Annotated in this window: 17 protein-coding genes, 1 tRNA gene and 2 pseudogenes; 13 read left to right on the forward strand and 7 right to left on the reverse strand. The window is 65.8% G+C overall.

The genetic code is table 11. The features are described from left to right. Positions 1-198 precede the first annotated feature (198 nt). Together EET13_RS07880 and EET13_RS07885 are read left to right on the forward strand one after the other, a co-directional pair. The gene (locus EET13_RS07880; protein ID WP_122441755.1) at positions 199-801 is read left to right on the forward strand and encodes a TetR/AcrR family transcriptional regulator; all 603 of its coding nucleotides are present in this window, start codon (positions 199-201) and stop codon (positions 799-801) included. Between the two features lie 87 nt (positions 802-888). Further along, a complete protein-coding gene (locus tag EET13_RS07885) occupies positions 889-1,806 on the forward strand; it encodes an HpcH/HpaI aldolase/citrate lyase family protein (RefSeq protein WP_425293648.1) in 918 nt (305 codons plus the stop codon). On the opposite strand, the pseudogene EET13_RS07890 reads toward EET13_RS07885, so the two are convergent. Next, positions 1,803-1,979 (reverse strand): annotated as a pseudogene (locus EET13_RS07890) (HNH endonuclease); the annotation flags it as partial. The gene EET13_RS07885 and the pseudogene EET13_RS07890 overlap by 4 nt on opposite strands. 234 nt (positions 1,980-2,213) lie before the next feature. Here EET13_RS07890 and EET13_RS07895 point away from each other — a divergent pair. The 4 genes from EET13_RS07895 to EET13_RS07910 are packed head-to-tail and all read left to right on the forward strand — an operon-like array spanning position 2,214 to position 4,423. After that, complete coding sequence (locus tag EET13_RS07895) at positions 2,214-2,522, forward strand: DUF732 domain-containing protein (protein ID WP_168991248.1); 309 nt, start codon at positions 2,214-2,216, stop codon at positions 2,520-2,522. A 4-nt stretch (positions 2,523-2,526) separates the two neighbouring features. Beyond that, positions 2,527-2,883: a DUF488 domain-containing protein gene (locus EET13_RS07900; protein ID WP_122441757.1), complete on the forward strand. Its 357-nt coding sequence runs from the start codon at positions 2,527-2,529 to the stop codon at positions 2,881-2,883. 21 nt (positions 2,884-2,904) lie between these two features. After that, entirely contained in the window at positions 2,905-3,798 is an 894-nt protein-coding gene (locus tag EET13_RS07905; RefSeq protein WP_122441758.1) for an LLM class F420-dependent oxidoreductase, read from the forward strand. Between the two features lies 1 nt (position 3,799). Further along, a complete protein-coding gene (locus tag EET13_RS07910) occupies positions 3,800-4,423 on the forward strand; it encodes a GNAT family N-acetyltransferase (protein WP_122441759.1) in 624 nt (207 codons plus the stop codon). 5 nt (positions 4,424-4,428) lie between these two features. Here EET13_RS07910 and EET13_RS07915 read toward each other — a convergent pair whose 3' ends face one another. The 3 genes from EET13_RS07915 to crcB (EET13_RS07925) are packed head-to-tail and all read right to left on the reverse strand — an operon-like array spanning position 4,429 to position 6,283. After that, positions 4,429-5,523 carry a DUF190 domain-containing protein gene (locus EET13_RS07915; protein WP_122441760.1) on the reverse strand — a complete coding sequence of 365 codons (1,095 nt, stop codon included), beginning with the start codon at positions 5,521-5,523 and terminating at the stop codon, positions 4,429-4,431. Continuing rightward, positions 5,520-5,888, reverse strand: a complete 369-nt coding sequence (crcB, locus tag EET13_RS07920; protein ID WP_122441761.1) for a fluoride efflux transporter CrcB — start codon at positions 5,886-5,888, stop codon at positions 5,520-5,522. Before crcB (EET13_RS07920) ends, EET13_RS07915 begins: the two co-directional genes overlap by 4 nt. Further along, a complete protein-coding gene (crcB, locus tag EET13_RS07925) occupies positions 5,885-6,283 on the reverse strand; it encodes a fluoride efflux transporter CrcB (protein WP_122441762.1) in 399 nt (132 codons plus the stop codon). Before crcB (EET13_RS07925) ends, crcB (EET13_RS07920) begins: the two co-directional genes overlap by 4 nt. Positions 6,284-6,374: 91 nt before the next feature. On the opposite strand from crcB (EET13_RS07925), the gene pgm reads away from it, so the two are divergent. From pgm to EET13_RS07955, 6 genes and pseudogenes are all read left to right on the forward strand, one after another. Beyond that, positions 6,375-8,021, forward strand: coding sequence for a phosphoglucomutase (alpha-D-glucose-1,6-bisphosphate-dependent) (gene pgm, locus EET13_RS07930; RefSeq protein WP_122441763.1), 1,647 nt, complete (start codon positions 6,375-6,377; stop codon positions 8,019-8,021). A 65-nt stretch (positions 8,022-8,086) separates the two neighbouring features. Then, positions 8,087-8,159, forward strand: a tRNA-Ala gene (locus EET13_RS07935). Positions 8,160-8,602: 443 nt separating this feature from the next. Then, the gene (locus EET13_RS07940; protein ID WP_168991249.1) at positions 8,603-9,532 is read left to right on the forward strand and encodes a beta-propeller fold lactonase family protein; all 930 of its coding nucleotides are present in this window, start codon (positions 8,603-8,605) and stop codon (positions 9,530-9,532) included. A gap of 57 nt (positions 9,533-9,589) precedes the next feature. Further along, positions 9,590-9,942 (forward strand): annotated as a pseudogene (locus tag EET13_RS07945) (IS110 family transposase); the annotation flags it as partial. Between the two features lie 390 nt (positions 9,943-10,332). Then, a complete protein-coding gene (locus tag EET13_RS30860; RefSeq protein WP_122441765.1) occupies positions 10,333-10,752 on the forward strand; it encodes a hypothetical protein in 420 nt (139 codons plus the stop codon). A 687-nt stretch (positions 10,753-11,439) separates the two neighbouring features. Beyond that, positions 11,440-12,297, forward strand: a complete 858-nt coding sequence (locus EET13_RS07955; protein ID WP_244603817.1) for a beta-propeller fold lactonase family protein — start codon at positions 11,440-11,442, stop codon at positions 12,295-12,297. Between the two features lie 75 nt (positions 12,298-12,372). Here the strand turns inward: EET13_RS07955 and EET13_RS07960 are convergent, their stop codons facing one another. Next, positions 12,373-13,305, reverse strand: coding sequence for a 3-hydroxyacyl-CoA dehydrogenase family protein (locus EET13_RS07960; RefSeq protein ID WP_122441767.1), 933 nt, complete (start codon positions 13,303-13,305; stop codon positions 12,373-12,375). Between the two features lie 502 nt (positions 13,306-13,807). Here EET13_RS07960 and EET13_RS07970 point away from each other — a divergent pair. Then, on the forward strand, positions 13,808-14,239 hold the full coding sequence (locus EET13_RS07970; RefSeq protein ID WP_122441769.1) for a DoxX family protein: 432 nt from the start codon (positions 13,808-13,810) through the stop codon (positions 14,237-14,239). Positions 14,240-14,300: 61 nt separating this feature from the next. Here the strand turns inward: EET13_RS07970 and EET13_RS07975 are convergent, their stop codons facing one another. Both EET13_RS07975 and EET13_RS07980 read right to left on the reverse strand, forming a co-directional pair. Continuing rightward, positions 14,301-14,858 (reverse strand): TetR/AcrR family transcriptional regulator, encoded by a 558-nt coding sequence (locus EET13_RS07975; RefSeq protein WP_122441770.1) that lies wholly within the window; start codon positions 14,856-14,858, stop codon positions 14,301-14,303. Then, positions 14,855-15,178, reverse strand: coding sequence for a DMT family transporter (locus EET13_RS07980; RefSeq protein WP_122441771.1), 324 nt, complete (start codon positions 15,176-15,178; stop codon positions 14,855-14,857). The genes EET13_RS07975 and EET13_RS07980 overlap by 4 nt, the downstream gene beginning before the upstream one ends. Positions 15,179-15,214 lie beyond the last annotated feature (36 nt).

Genomic DNA, 15,214 nt, shown 5'->3' on the forward strand with positions numbered 1-15,214 from the left:
CCCACACCCAAGCCGTCCCCGCCGTGGCCCGCCCACGCCCCCACATCCTGTAGGCCATGCTGCGCGACCACCGGGCCTACCAACCCACCGCGCCTAACGCCGCGGCGGCTTGACAACTTCATTGAGAATCTCCTCGTTGAGTAACGCTGTTACAGCCGGTACGGTAACCTTGTTACCGGGCGAGGGCAAGGGTTGCGGATGGCTAGTGCCGAAGTGGTGGCCGGCGTCGCGGAGCGCCGGCCCGACCGCATTCTCGATCCCATCCTGGAAGTGGTCGTCGACATCCTCGAGACCGGGGGTTATGAAGCCGTGCAGCTGCGGGAGGTCGCCCGGCGCGCGCGGACCTCGCTGGCCACCATCTACAAGCGGTATCCCACCCGAGACGCGCTGATCCTGACGGCGCTCGAGCGCTGGATGGACGAGAACCGCTACGCCGGTTTGGCCACGCAGCAACCCGGACCGGACGAATCCATCTACGACGGCCTGATGCGCGTGTTCCGGACAATCTTCGAACCCTGGGAGCATCACCCGGACATGCTGCGGGCCTATTACCGCGCGCGGTCCGCCCCCGGTGGTCAGCGGCTGGTGAGCCGGGGAGTCGACGCCGTCGTGCCCGCCGCGATGGCCGTGCTCGAAGGTGCCGACCCCAACCTCGTCGAAGACCTGCCCTCGATCGTGTCCAACCTGGCCTACGGCCTGGTGGCGCGGTTCACCGCCGGCGAGATCGCGATCACCGAGATCTTGCCGACCCTGGACCGCGCATTGTTCCGTTTGACTGCGGGCCGCGAGCGTCGGCGCTGACGCCGGTCGACAAAGCCGGTGCCGATGCCGCTACGGTTTAGGGAACACGAGCGAACTCACGGAATGAAGATGACGACAGATCACCAAATGTATGACCATGTGGACGGCGCCGAGACCGATCCCGATGACATCGGTTCCCGCATCGATCCCGTTCTAGCCCGAAGCTGGCTGTTGGTCAACGGCGCGCACGTCGAGCGATTCCAGTCCGCGGCGCACTCTCGCGCCGACATCGTCGTCCTCGACATCGAGGATGCCGTGGCGCCCAAAGACAAGCCGACCGCCCGCGACAATGTCGTACGCTGGCTGGGCGCCGGAAACGGCGACTGGGTTCGCATCAACGGCTTCGGCACCCCGTGGTGGGCGGACGACATCGCGGCTTTGGCCGCAACCTCGGTTGGCGGCGTCATGCTGGCGATGGTGGAATCGGTGGACCATGTCACCGAGACGGCGCTGCGACTGCCGAACGTGCCGATCGTGGCGCTGGTCGAAACGGCCCGGGGCCTGGAGCGCATCACCGAAATCGCGGCGGCCAAAGGCGCTTTCAGGCTGGCCTTCGGCATCGGTGATTTTCGCCGCGACACCGGTTTTGGCGAAGAGCCGACCACCCTGGCCTACGCGCGGTCCCGATTCACCATCGCCGCCAAGGCGGCCAACCTGCCCAGCGCCATCGACGGACCGACCATCGGCACCAACCCACTCAAGCTCATCGAGGCCACCGCCGTCTCCGTCGAATTCGGCATGACCGGCAAGATCTGCCTGTCGCCCGAACAATGTGCCGTGGTGAACGAGGGATTGTCCCCGTCGCAGGACGAAATCGGCTGGGCCAAAGAGTTTTTCGTCGAATTCCAGCGCGACGGGGGAGAGATCCGCAACGGCTCCGACCTGCCGCGCATTGCTCGGGCCACCAAGATCCTCGATTTGGCCCGCGCCTACGGCATCGAAGTGTCGGAGTTCGAGGACGAACGGGTGCACATGCCCGCCCCGACAGACACTTATCACTATTAGGCTGCGTGCCGCGCGAGCGCTATTCCGATGCGGACCTCGACGTCGCTGACCGTGATCGGCGCTCTGCGCGGTGGGGCGCCGGACCGGTATCGCTTGCCCGTCGGGGTGGTGAATTCGGCTGTGTGCGTGTGGTTTCCGTCGCTTGTTGTGACCTGCCAAGCGGCCGCCGATTTGACTTTCTCCAGCTCGGCGATGCGCTCGGTCAAGGCCGTTTGGTCGGCACTGGAATCGATTCTCACTACATCGAACATATGTGCGATACCAGCATGGCCGCCCCAACCGTGAGGTTCCGGCGTAGCGTTGGTCCTGCTGACACCGGTGCTGATGACGCTCATAGAGAGGCTGATCATGAGGCTTGCACTCACGGTCGCGGTATCGCTGGCGGCCCTGCCGCTGCTGACCGCCCGGTGGCCAGCCCAGTGGTCGTCTCGATTTCCCATGCCGACCCGCTGAGCACCGAGGATTCCTACTTCACAAAGTGGCTCTCGGAGAACGGGGTCAACTATCAGGGCCGGGTGTCATTGCAGACGATGATCGCCGATGCCCACACCACCTGCGCGATGCTGGACCAAAGCCCCACCCCGCAGACGTACCAGGCCGCAGTCAGCAGACTCGTCGGCGGACCCGGAAACTTCACCCAGCAGGAGGCGAAGTCGACGGTGCTCGCCGCCGTCAACAGCTACTGCAGCCAGCACGGCAATCTGCTCTATCACTGAGTCCATGGTCGCCAAGCGCCAGGTGCGAGTAACGCGGATCTATGACGACCCCGGTCCCGACGACGGCCAACGCATCCTGGTCGACGGCATCTGGCCGCGGGGTATCCGCAAAGACGACCCGCGGGTGGGTATGTGGCGCAAGGACGTCGCTCCGTCGAAGGAATTGCGTGAGTGGTACCACCACCGGCGCGAGCGGTTCGACGAGTTCGAGGCGCGCTACCAAGCGGAGCTGTCGGGCAGCCCGGCACTCGCGGAACTGCGGAAGCTCGCCAAGAGCGGGCACATTACTTTGGTCACCGCGACTCGCGAAGTCGACGGCAGTCACGCAGCTGTCTTGGCGAAGCTGCTCAAGGGCAGCTGAGCCGCATGAGACGATCGTCGGATGCGGCTGGGATTGCACGCGCTGGGAATCGGTTCCGGCGCTGACCGCACGGTGATCGACGCCGTCGCATCGGCGGCCGACAACGCCGGTTTCGCTACCTTGTGGGCCGGCGAACATGTGGTGATGGTGGACCGGCCGCAGTCCCGGTATCCCTACTCCGACGACGGCGTCATCGCGGTTTCGGCCCAGGCCGATTGGCTGGACCCGATGATCGGTCTGTCGTTTGCGGCCGCCGCCTCGTCGCGGATCGCGATCGCGACCGGGGTATTGCTGCTGCCTGAACACAACCCGGTCGTGGTGGCAAAACAGGGGGCGAGCCTGGATCGGCTGAGCGGCGGCCGACTGACACTGGGCGTCGGCGTCGGATGGTTGAAAGAGGAGTTTGAAGCGCTCGGGGTGCCCTTCGAGCGTCGCGCGGCGCGCACCGCCGAATATGTCGCCGCCATCCGCGCGTTGTGGCGCGACGATGTCGCGTCGTTCGACGGAGACTTCGTTGCGTTCGACTGCGTCCGGGTCAACCCCAAGCCGGTGCGCGATCGCCGCATCCCGATAGTGGTCGGAGGCAACAGCGACGCCGCGATGCGGCGAGTCGCGGCCTGGGCGGACGGCTGGTACGGGTTCAATCTTGACGGCATTGACGCGGTGCGCGAACGGGTCGCCGCGCTCGAGCAGTTGTGTGGCGAATCGGGCCGCGACCGCGATGGGCTGTCCCTGGCCGTTGCCCTGCGCTGCCCCCACGTCGACGACGTCGAGGCCCTGGCCGAGCTGGGCGTCGACGAGCTGGTGCTGGTCCAGGCGCCGCCGGCGGATGCAGGTGCGGTAGCCGACTGGGTTTCGGCGCTGGCCGACAAATGGCTGTCCGCAACCGATGCGGTAGGTAGGCTGACACGTTGACATGAGCGAAGCCGACGCGCTTTTCCCGCGCCAACTGAACGATCTCACCGATGAGGTCCGCGACGTCCCACCGCCGCCCACCCCGGCGGTGCCCTCACCCTACGCTTTTCGGCTCGCCGACCCGGATACCGACGCCGAAATGATCGCTGAGTGGATGAGCCGGCCGCACCTGGCCAGAGCGTGGGAATGCGTGTGGCCGGCCTCGAAGTGGCAGCGTTACCTGCGGGCCCAACTCGAAGGCAACTACTCGCGGCCGTTCGTCGGAAGCTTGGATGGGCAATATCATGGGTACCTCGAATTATACCGGGCCGCAAAGGATTTGATCTCGACGCTGTACGAATCAGATCCCTTCGATCTGGGTATCCACGCAGCCACGGCCGATCCGAACATCATCACCCTCGGGGTGGCCCAGCTCTTGCTGCCACACTTCGTGGCCAGCGTGCTCAATGCCGAACCGCAATGTCGCCGAATCATTTTCGACCCAGACTATCGAAGCAAAGGGATACGCCATTTCTGTCACAATGGTGGGTGCGTCTTCCTCGGCGAACACGAGCTGGCGGATCGGCGCGTGGCCCTCTATGTGCTGCCGCGCACGCTCGACGACGTGCCGGCCCTGCGGCAGTGACGACGTCAGTAGTCGTATTGTGCGAGCGGCGTTTCGGCCGGGCGTGCTGACCCGGTCAAAGACATTGCCGCGGGAACCATCTCGCTGGTGACCAGCCCGTGGCGGGCGGTCAGTTCGTCGACGATATCGAAGCCGCGGGCGATGGCCTCCGGAGTATCGACGATTATGGTAGTCGCCGGTACCTTGCGTGTGAGCTGAAAAAGCTTGTCCCCGTGCGGTTTATGGTCTCCGTGAAAACCCCAGACACCACGCAGCGCGGTCGCGCCTCGCGCGGTCTGCGACTGCATCAATCGGTGCACCAGCGCGCGGTGGATCGGCAGGCCCTCATGGTGGGTCGCCTCGGCGGTGTGCACCATCAGCTTCTGCCACAGGTTGCGTCCCTGGTAGTCGGTCGGCGGCAGCTGTTGCGGGCGGGCCAACTGCTCGCCGTCGCGTTTGCACAGCCGTACCCGTTCGACGGTCAGCAGCGGGTTGGGCACGAGGCCGGCGAGGTCGACAGCGGCGGCCGACACCTGTGGAACCGAACCGATGGCGATGATCATCAACGGAACGTTGACGTTGCGGCCGAAGAAGCGCGCCCGGAAACGTTCGCCGTATGCCGTGCCGTCGACACCGAGAAGCACTGTGGCGCCTGCGAATCCGTGCCGATACAGCAGTTCGCAAACGGCGTAGCCGGCAGCGGTTCCGCCGACCCGCACCTGACGGCCTACGTAGACGGTGAGCTTGGCGGCATCGCCGTTGTGGTTTGCCAGCTCACCCAGCGCGTCGGCGCCGCTGTGTCGGGTGACCAACCGGGCGCGTTCCAGCGTCACCAAGCCGCGGTCGGTTATCGCCGTCACCTCGTCGACCACACTGCGGATCTTTGAAGCGATGTCGACGGCGACGATGGTGACCGGAGGATCCTCGGACAGGCTCAGTGTTCGATCGCAGCGCAGCTCGTGCTTGGGTCCAAAGCCCGTGGTACCACGCATCATCACGCTCGTCGCGACGCCGTGCTCGCCGAACAGATCCAGCATCGCGTCGGCCAGAAACCGCTTGGTGCCGACCGCGCGCTGCCGCTCGCCGAAATAAGCGGTCAACTTCAGGCTTTGCGCACTCATATCTGCTCCGCAATCCATTGGCCCAGCAGCGCTGCGGTCAGGCCGAGTATGACGCTGACGGCGATATTGGCCAATGCCGCCCGCAGCTGGCGGTCCTCACTGAGCCGTTGAGTTTCCAGCATCCAGGTGGAGAAGGTGGTGTAGGCGCCGACGAACGCCGTTCCGGCAAGCAGCGCAACGTCTTTGGGTAACGTCAGGCCGCCGAGAAACCCCAGCAACGCGGCACCGCTGATGTTCACCGCCAGCGTGCCGTAGGGAAATGCCCGCGCCGTCCGGCGGGCGACGGCGCGGTCCACCAAGAAACGCGACACCGACCCGATGCCCCCGATGACCATCACGCCCAGCCAGACGGCTACCGAGATCATCCGCGCACCCGCACCCGGCGCACCACGACCGTCGCCAGCTGCACCGCCACCAACCCGAGCACGATGCTGACGACGGTGTAGACGACGGCCAGCACCCAATGGCCGTGTTCGAGCATCCTGATGGTCTCGACCTGCATCGTTGAAAACGTGGTGAGGCCACCGCATAAACCGGTGCCCAGCAGCGGCCGCCGATAGCTGGACAATGGCAGCCGTTCCAGCAGCCGGGTGGTGAAGTAACCCACCAGGAATGCCCCGACGATGTTGACGGTGAAGGTCGGCCACGGCCACTGGGCCGGGTCGGGGGCCGTAAGCGTGGCCAACGCCGCACGTGCCAGTGCGCCGAGTGCTCCGCCGGCGAAAATCGCGGCCAATTCCCGGTAGTCGTGGCGTGCCACTGGTCGAGTCCTTCCGGTGTGCCCATGGTGCGCTTCGCAGCGTAAAGCCTGGCAGTCCGCGGGCAATGGCGCTATGGGCAGAATTGGTGGCATGGTGGCCCACCCGCGAGCCGGACAGCCGGCCCAGCCCGAAGACCTCGTTGATCTGCCGCACCTGGTGACGGCGTATTACGCAGTCGAACCCGATCCCGACGACGTCGCGCAGCAGGTGGTCTTCGGCACCTCCGGGCACCGCGGCTCGGCGCTGGACGGAGCCTTCAACCAGAACCATATTCTGGCGATCACCCAGGCCATCGTGGAGTTCCGCGCGCAGCAGGGCACCACCGGACCGTTGTTCATCGGCCGTGACACCCATGGACTTTCGGAGCCGGCCTGGGTGTCGGCGCTGGAGGTGCTGGCCGGCAATGACGTTGTGGCCGTCGTCGACAGCCGCGACCGCTACACGCCGACGCCGGCCATCAGTCATGCCATCGTGACCTACAACCGGGGGCGCACCGAGGCGCTGGCCGACGGCATTGTCGTCACACCGTCGCACAACCCGCCGCCTGACGGCGGCTTCAAGTACAACCCGCCCCACGGCGGCCCGGCCGACACCGCCGTCACCAACGCAATAGCCAAGCGCGCCAACGAGATTCTGTGTGACGGCGGCTCCGCGGTGCAGCGGGTGCCGTTCGCGCGGGCGCTGCGCGCAGCCCAGCGCCACGACTATCTGGGCGCCTATGTGGACGATCTGCCCAACGTGGTCGATATCGCCGCGATCCGCGAGGCCGGAGTCCGGATCGGCGCCGACCCGCTGGGCGGGGCCAGTGTGGATTATTGGGCCGAAATCGCCGAGCGCCACCGGCTGGAGCTGACCGTGGTCAATCCGCTGGTCGATGCGACCTGGCGGTTCATGACGCTCGATCACGACGGCAAGATCCGGATGGACTGCAGCTCACCGGACGCGATGGCTGGGCTCATCGCAACGATGATCGCCGACCCGGACCGCTACCAGATCGCCACCGGCAATGACGCCGACGCCGACCGGCACGGCATCGTCACCCCCGATGAGGGCCTGCTCAACCCGAACCACTATCTGGCCGTGGCGATCGAGTACCTCTGCACGCACCGGCCGTCCTGGCCGGCGGGCATCGCCATCGGCAAGACGGTGGTCAGCTCGTCGATCATCGACAGGGTGGTCGCCGGGCTGGGCCGTCGGCTCGTCGAGGTGCCCGTCGGGTTCAAATGGTTCGTCGACGGCCTAAGCGGCGAAACCATCGGGTTCGGTGGCGAGGAATCGGCCGGAGCGTCGTTTCTGCGTCGCGACGGCTCGGTGTGGACCACCGACAAAGACGGGATCATCATGGCTTTGCTGGCCGCCGAGATCCTGGCCGTCACCGGCGCCACGCCGTCGCAGCGGTACCAGGCGCTGGCTGCCGAATACGGTGCGCCGACGTACGCGCGGGTCGACGCGCCCGCCGACCGGGATCAGAAAGCGCGCCTGGCCAAGCTGTCGGCCGACCAGGTGAGCGCCACCGAGATGGCGGGCGAGCCGATCACCGCCAAGCTGACCGAGGCACCCGGCAACGGCGCCGCGCTGGGCGGGCTCAAGGTGACGACGGCCAACGCATGGTTTGCCGCGCGGCCCTCGGGCACCGAGGACGTCTACAAGATCTACGCGGAGTCGTTCCGGGGGCCCGAGCATCTGGCCGAGGTGCAGCAGACCGCGCGGGAGGTCGTCAACCAGGTCATCGGGTAGCTGTCGTGGCCTGGGACTTTGAACGGTTCCCGGCGGTGGTGTAGCTTCGATGGGCACGACATCTCGGGGCTATGGCGCAGCTGGTAGCGCACCACACTGGCAGTGTGGGGGTCAGGGGTTCGAGTCCCCTTAGCTCCACCGGAGAAACCCGAGGCCATTAGCCTCGGGTTCTTTCTGCCGGGTCGGGTCCGGCGCGTTTGCTCCTGAGTCTGTCCTCCCGCTGGCCCACGGCACGGCCGGCGCGGCGGTCGTCAGATCGCGCGCCCAGGCAACCGCCTGAGTCATAGGCAAGAATGTCCGTGCTGGTCGGCTGCGCAAGCACGTGGTTAGGCTGCAACCCGGTAGTACCGGACTGGCAGGCGAGGGGGTCACCCCGCATGACGAAGCGCGAGCCCAGCCGAACGCGCCAACATTCGCGACTGATGCGGATAGCGGTGGTCACCGGCACGCGTGTGGTGATCGGAAGCGTCGTGCTGGCGGTGGCCCTATCTGGCTGCCGGGGTCAGACTTCGACAGCGCGTTCTACGCCGGCCGCGCCGTCGACGAGCGGGCGGGGTCCCGCCGGGCAAGGCCCGTACACGGTGGCTGCCACCGTGGCCGTCGAAGGCGGCGCGTTCGGCCTGGCGGTGGACCCGGGTACCCACACCGTCTATGTCGCCAGTGCCGGCAACACTGTGTCGGTGATCGATGGGGCCACGCGCACCGTGACCGCCACCGTGCCCGTCGGCAAGGGGCCGGTCGACCTGGCGGTGGACCCGAGCACCCATACCGTCTACGTTGCCAGCGCCGACAACACTGTGTCGGTGATCGATGGGGCCACGCGCACCGTGACCGCCACCGTGCCCGTCGGCGAAGGCCCGGTCGACCTGGCGGTGGACCCGAGCACACACACGGTCTACGTCACCACCGGACGCGGCTGCGCCAACGCCGGGTTCTGTTACGGCGACGGCACGATTTCGGTGATCGACGGGACGACCCGCGCCGTCGCCGGCACCGTATCCCTGAGAAGCGACACAACCGGCTTGGAGGTGGACCCGGACACCCATACCGTCTACGTCAGCACGCTCGGCGGTGTGTCGGTGATCGACGGGGCGACGCGCACCGTGACCGCCACCGTGCCTGTCGAAGGCCCCCACCCGGGCAACCTGGCGGTGGACCCGGCGTCGCACACCATCTACGTCACCGCGGGCGACGGCGTGTCGGTGATCGACGGGGCGACGCGCACCGTCATCGCCACCGTGCCCTTGCACGTCGCGAGCGCCCATCCTTACGACCTGGCGGTGGACCCGAGCACCCACACCGTTTATGTCACGTACGACTACAACGACACGATGTCGGTGATCGACGGCGCCGCACGCACGGTCACCGCCACCGTGCCCTTCCCCAGCGGCAGGGAAACAACGCACCTGCTGGCGGTGGACCCGGGCAACCACACCGTCTACGTCACCAGCCCCGTCTACGGCACGAACCAAGGCAACGGCACGGTGTTGGTCATCGAACGCCGATCGTAGTTTGTCGCGCGTCCGAGCACGGCGTGGTCGACCGACCGAAACGAGCCGACCGAGACGCTTGGGCAGGCAGGGGACGACCCGAACGGATACACCAGCGCCAAGTCTCGCAGAAGCTACGCCGGCACCTCGGCCCTGACCATCGTGTCGGGCCAGGAACACGCCGCGTGGCCCGCCATGTGCGCAACCGCCGCCTCTACGACGCGGTTGACCCATGGGCCATTTGCGCACTCACCAACAGCCCCGGCGGACGAACCTTCTACGACCAACACCGCGATGCCGAACAAACCCACCACCAAGCTCTACGCGCCCTGGGCAACCGCCTCGTGGGCATACTGCACGGCCGCCTCCGCCAGCAGCAGCCCTACAACGAGCACACCGCCTGGGCCCACCGCACAACCGCTGCGGCTTGACAGCCTACGAACCTGGGATGTCTAAAGCGGGTCGGATACGCACGTGGTCCGAAGGCATTTGCATGAGCCGCAAAATCTCGTGGTGAGATCGCACCTGGTTTGCGGTCTAATTCGCACGCCGTCACTGCTTATCGTGGCAGACCAGGCCGTGATGATCCCGGGCAACGACGAAGTCTCAACCGTGGTAACGCTCACGTCATCACTTGAGCGTTCGAAATAGACCAAACCCGCTTCTTTGACTTCGAGGCTGCGGGGCAAAACGGTGAGACCAATGACGTCATGCAGGCGGTACGACTCGAGCAACTGCCCAACCCTGCTGAGAAAGTCGGTATGCTGAGCGAGTTTGTGGGCCGATGAAACAGCTACGGGGTCGGTGCAATACTCCAATGGATGGAATTGAGCCGTTTCGGGTTGCCACTTCCACCGAACCGCAACTGCCTCAGGGGTCACGGCCTCGGGCCGTGCTACCAGCGCGGGACGACCATCATCGAGCAACTCTGGCCGCTCAACGATCGCGGTGTCGTCGTTGACCGAGAAATGGCTGTGCAGCAGCAGCGGGCCAGCTATTTTATCGAGCCCAGCTTTATGGAGCTCAGCCTCGACCAATATCTCGGCGAAATCGTCCAGGAACTTGTCGAATTCTGTTCTGGACTGCCGATCTTGGTCGGCTTCTTCGACATTGGGAAGCGCATTATATATTTCGGCATGTCCGAGGCTAAGCACGCTGGTCATTTTTGGTGCGCTCCTTTTTGCTTTGTTGTGTTGTGTGATCAACAGCTTGATGCGCCGTGCGCTGCGCGCATCAAGTGAACCCTCGATCCACGGGCGAAGTGGCCGAATCGGCACCCACAGGGGCGACTTCTCGCCGCTTACTCGTCATTGCCTCGTCCGTATTGGCGACCACCCCCCGATAGTCTTCTGAGGCGCAACTTCGACGGTCGCTTTTGAGGCTCCTCGCAGCGCAGTGCTTTGTCAATGGGCCATCCGTCGGTATGCAAAGCGTGACATCGTGTTACTCGCGTCCCGCTGGTTCCGGTCAAACCGTGGGTTTGCGATGGTATGCCCGGAGCGCCGTCCTCGCGCCGGCTATCTCCGTGCAAAAGCCCGGACGTGGTCTGCCCGTTGCAACGCCGCTGCTGATTCAGCGCGCTCACGACGCTGTGGTGGTTATGCTGCAAGCCAAACAAAACCGGGCACCAGCGGAGGTGGCTACGGCGTATGACGGTGTTTGTCAGCTGTGCGAGCCGGGGCGGGGGCGTGGTTGAGCCCGAGCGCGACCTGACGCCAACCAGAACGCGTCGACGCCTGGTGCCGAGACCGGCGGTCACCTGGGTGATCGCGGTCGTCGTGGTGGCCGCATTGCTATCTGGATGCCGGGGTCCGACAACGAGTCCGCCTTCGGCTGCGCCGTCGAGTGAGGGGCGAGGTCCCACCGGGCAGGGTTCGTACCGCGTTGCGGCCACAGTGTCCGTCGGCAAGGGGCCATACGCGGTGGCGGTGGACCCGAGTAGTCACACCGTTTACGTCACGAACCGGGATGACCAGGCGATGTCGGTGATCGACGGGTCAACGCGCACCGTCACGGCCACGGTGCCTGTCGGCGAGAATGAGGCGGGGGTGGCGGTGGACCCGGGCACCCACACTGTCTACGTCGTGCGCACCTTCGACAACCAGGTGTCGGTGATCGACGGGGCCACGCGCACCGTCGTGGCCACCGTGCCCGTCGGCAACCTTCCGGTCGACTTGGCGGTGAACCCGAACATCCACACCGTCTACGTCGCGAACAGCAACGACAACAACGTGTCGGTGATCGATGGTTCGACGCGCAGCGTCACGGCCACCGTGCCCGTCGGCGAGAACGAGGCGGGAGTGGCGGTGGACCCGGACCTCAACACCGTCTACGTCACCACCGAGAAGATCTGCGGCAACTTGCCGTGCACCGGCGACAACCTGGTATCGGTGATCGACGGAGCGACGCGCACGGTCACCGCCACCGTGCCGGCGGGCATGGGCCCGCGCGAGGTGGCGGTGGACCCCGACACCCACACCGTCTACGTCGCCAACTTCTGGGAAGGCACGCTATCGGTGATCGACGGGAAGACACGGACCGTCACCGCCACCGTGCCCGTCGGCCACAGCCCGGTCGATGTGGCGGTGGATCCGGGCAGCCACACCGTCTACAGCGCCAACAGCTACGACAACACGGTGTCGGTGATCGACGGGGCGACGCGCACGGTGACCGCCACCGTGCCCGTCGGCAAGAACCCGTACGGGGTGGCGGTGGACCCGACCACCCACACCGTCTACGTCGCCAACCGCGACGACGGAACCGTGGCGGTGGTCGAAGTTCGATAACAGTGTGCGGCGCGCGCAAGCTGTCGAGGCGCCAGGCAGTGTCGCCGGTTCGCAGTGATCATCCCGGCCCCTGCGTCACCTGCCGGCGTCATAATCGGCGTAAAACCCGCGGCCGCTCTTGACTCCGAGATGCCCACGCCCGAGGTATTCGCGCAGGAGCGTGCGGGGTCCTTCGGGTATGCCGTCGCGGATCTGCGCGTAGTGCTCCTCGACATCAAGCACTACGTCCAGACCGACCTGGTCCATCATGCGAAACGGTCCGGCCGGGGAGCGGAAGACGTCCTGAAAGATCCGGTCGACATCCTCGGGCGTCGCCGCCCCCTCCTGCACGACCATTAGCGCCTCGCGTTTGATGGCGGCCCAGATGCGGTTGAAGATGAAGCCGACGCTTTCTTGCCGTACCTCGAATGGCGTCAGCCGGTAGCGGGGCAGAAGCTTTGTCAGCGCATCGATGATGGCGCTGTCGGTCGCGCCGCAGGACATCAATTCGACGCTGTTGGCCAGCGGCGGCATCAGGAAATGCATGTTGAGCAGCCGCTCGGGGTGGTTGACCGCGCTGGCCATCTGGCTGCTCGGATAGGACGAGGAGTTCGTCGCCAGGATCGCGTCCGGGTCGGCGAGCCCGTCGATGGTGGCCAGTAACGGCCGCTTGATCGCAAGGTCTTCGGCGACCGACTCGATGATGAGCCAGGACCCGGGAACGGCATCCTCGAGCGGTGTGACCACCTCGACGGCACCCGGTGCTATGTCGGACACGGCGAGCATGTCGCGAACCTGCGGCAACTGGTCGGCTACGAAGCGCTTGGCGGATTCGGCGCGGTCCCGCGTGCGGTTGGAGATGCGTACGCGGCTGCCGCCCAGGGCGAACATCAGGGCGATGCGCGCGCCCAGGGTGCCTGCTCCGACGATCACAACGGGCCGTTGTTCGAGGTCGGCGGGAATCGCGTAGGACTTCGAATGCTCGGGTGCCGAACCGGCAGTGCCATCGCCGACGCTGTTGATGTCCATGCCTCGAATCCCGCCTTGTTCACCCCTGCAGAGCGCGGCCCAGTCGACCAAAGCCAGCCTGTCGATCTTGCCGGACGTGCGTCTGCTCGCGCAGCTGTTTTCGCTACGACTTAGCCGCGAGGACGCGGCGAGGGCGTTACTTACAACTCGCAGTGGTCGTGCGGCGCGGGGTCGTAACACGTCGGCGTCCCATGAGGGCACCGAGGAAGGCAGTAGTCAGCCGTTTTGCGCCAGCCGCGGCGGATCAGCTTTCTCGCCAGGTACCTTGCCGCCTGCATTCCCTGCCCTCTGCTGTATTGAGGTCCGCGATATTCGATGCCGTAGTAGGCGTCGTAGATATCGTCGGCGAGGGCGTCGATGAGTCTCCTAACCTCCGGTGGGGTGCTCATGCGATAGTGAGTTCCCAATTACGCGGGAGCGAAAAACTACCAAGCCGCTCCCCGCGGGTGGCCTGATCGCTTGTTGCGGCCGTGTCGCCGGCCGCAGACCGTAACGTTGGGTTGTGGCGCATGATGTCGAACACCGCCTCTCCCGTTATTCGCCGGGCGTGCTGAGCCTGTTCCGATTCGTCTATGGCCTGCTTTTCGCCGGTTTCGGCTCGATGAGCCTGTTCAGCTGGCCGGTTCCGCCCAAATACGCCGTTGAGTTCGCAGCCTGGCCCATATGGTATGCCGGCGTGATCCAATTGGTCGCGGGCGTGTTGCTGGCAGCCGGGTTGTTCACCCGTGCCGTCGCGTTCATCGCCTCGGGCGAAATGGCGGTGGCCTATTTTTGGATGCACCAACCGCGCTCGCTCTGGCCGATCGGCGATCCGCCGGCGGGCAACGGCGGAGTGCTGGCGATACTCTTCTGCTTCGGCTTTTTCCTGCTGGTCTTCACCGGGCCGGGAGCCTACTCGATCGACACATTGCGAGCCGGGCGGCCATCAACGTGACGCCACGGTCACGTTCGGCTCCGAACGTGACCGTGGCGTCACGTTCGACGAGGCATTGCGATCAACTATCGGCCACCAGCCTAGCCAGGGCATCCGCGAGGGCCTCGGTGCTCATCGGTGTGCCGCTGATCAGCGAGTGCACCGTGGCGCCGTCGAGAAAAACTGTGACCGCTTCGGCGGCGCGTCGGCCGATGCGCGGTTCGAGCAGCGCGACCAGGCCCTGCGGCCACAGCCGCGCCAGGGACTGCAACTCCGGCCGGTGACTTGCCGCGACGTACAACTCGCTGAGTGTGCGGTGCCGGTCCAGGTCGGTCAGATATTCGGCGGCGAGGCGAGCCAGGGTATCGGGGAGATCGGCGGCCTGATCGAGATCACGCCGCCACTGCTCCAGCCAATCGGCGGCGCTCCTCGCGACGTGCGCAAGCGCGGCTTCGCGGAGCTTTCCCAGGTCGCTGAAGTAGTAGGTCGTCGACCCGACCGGAACATCGGCCTCCGCGGCCACCCGGCGGTGCGTCAGCTCACCGAGGCCGTGACGGGCGATCACCCGCCCCGCCGCCTCGATGATCGCCTGGCGGCGGCCGGCCGGGTCACGGGGGCGACGGTGGGGCTCCGCGGTCAATGCGCACCGGCAATGTTCAGCGTGACCACCCCGCCGATGATCAGCCCGACCCCAAGGACCTTGGGCAGCGACAGCGGCGAGCCGAGGAAGAGCACGGCGATCAGCACGATGGCGGCCGTGCCGATCGCCGACCACAATGCATAGGCGACATCGGTCTGCATGCCCCGCGAGATCGATAACGCCAGCAGAGCGAACGCCACGGCGTAACCGGCCAGGCAGGCGACGGTCGGCCACAGCCGGGTGAACCCTTCGGTGTTCTTGAGCAGTGTGGTGGCGACCACCTCGGCGAAGATCGCGCACATCAGAAACAGATAAGCCAAGACTCCTCCTCGTGTACGAACGTACATGTACAAATG

Origin of the sequence: Mycobacterium attenuatum (assembly GCF_900566085.1) — a bacterium.
GTDB classification, from domain to species: domain Bacteria; phylum Actinomycetota; class Actinomycetes; order Mycobacteriales; family Mycobacteriaceae; genus Mycobacterium; species Mycobacterium attenuatum.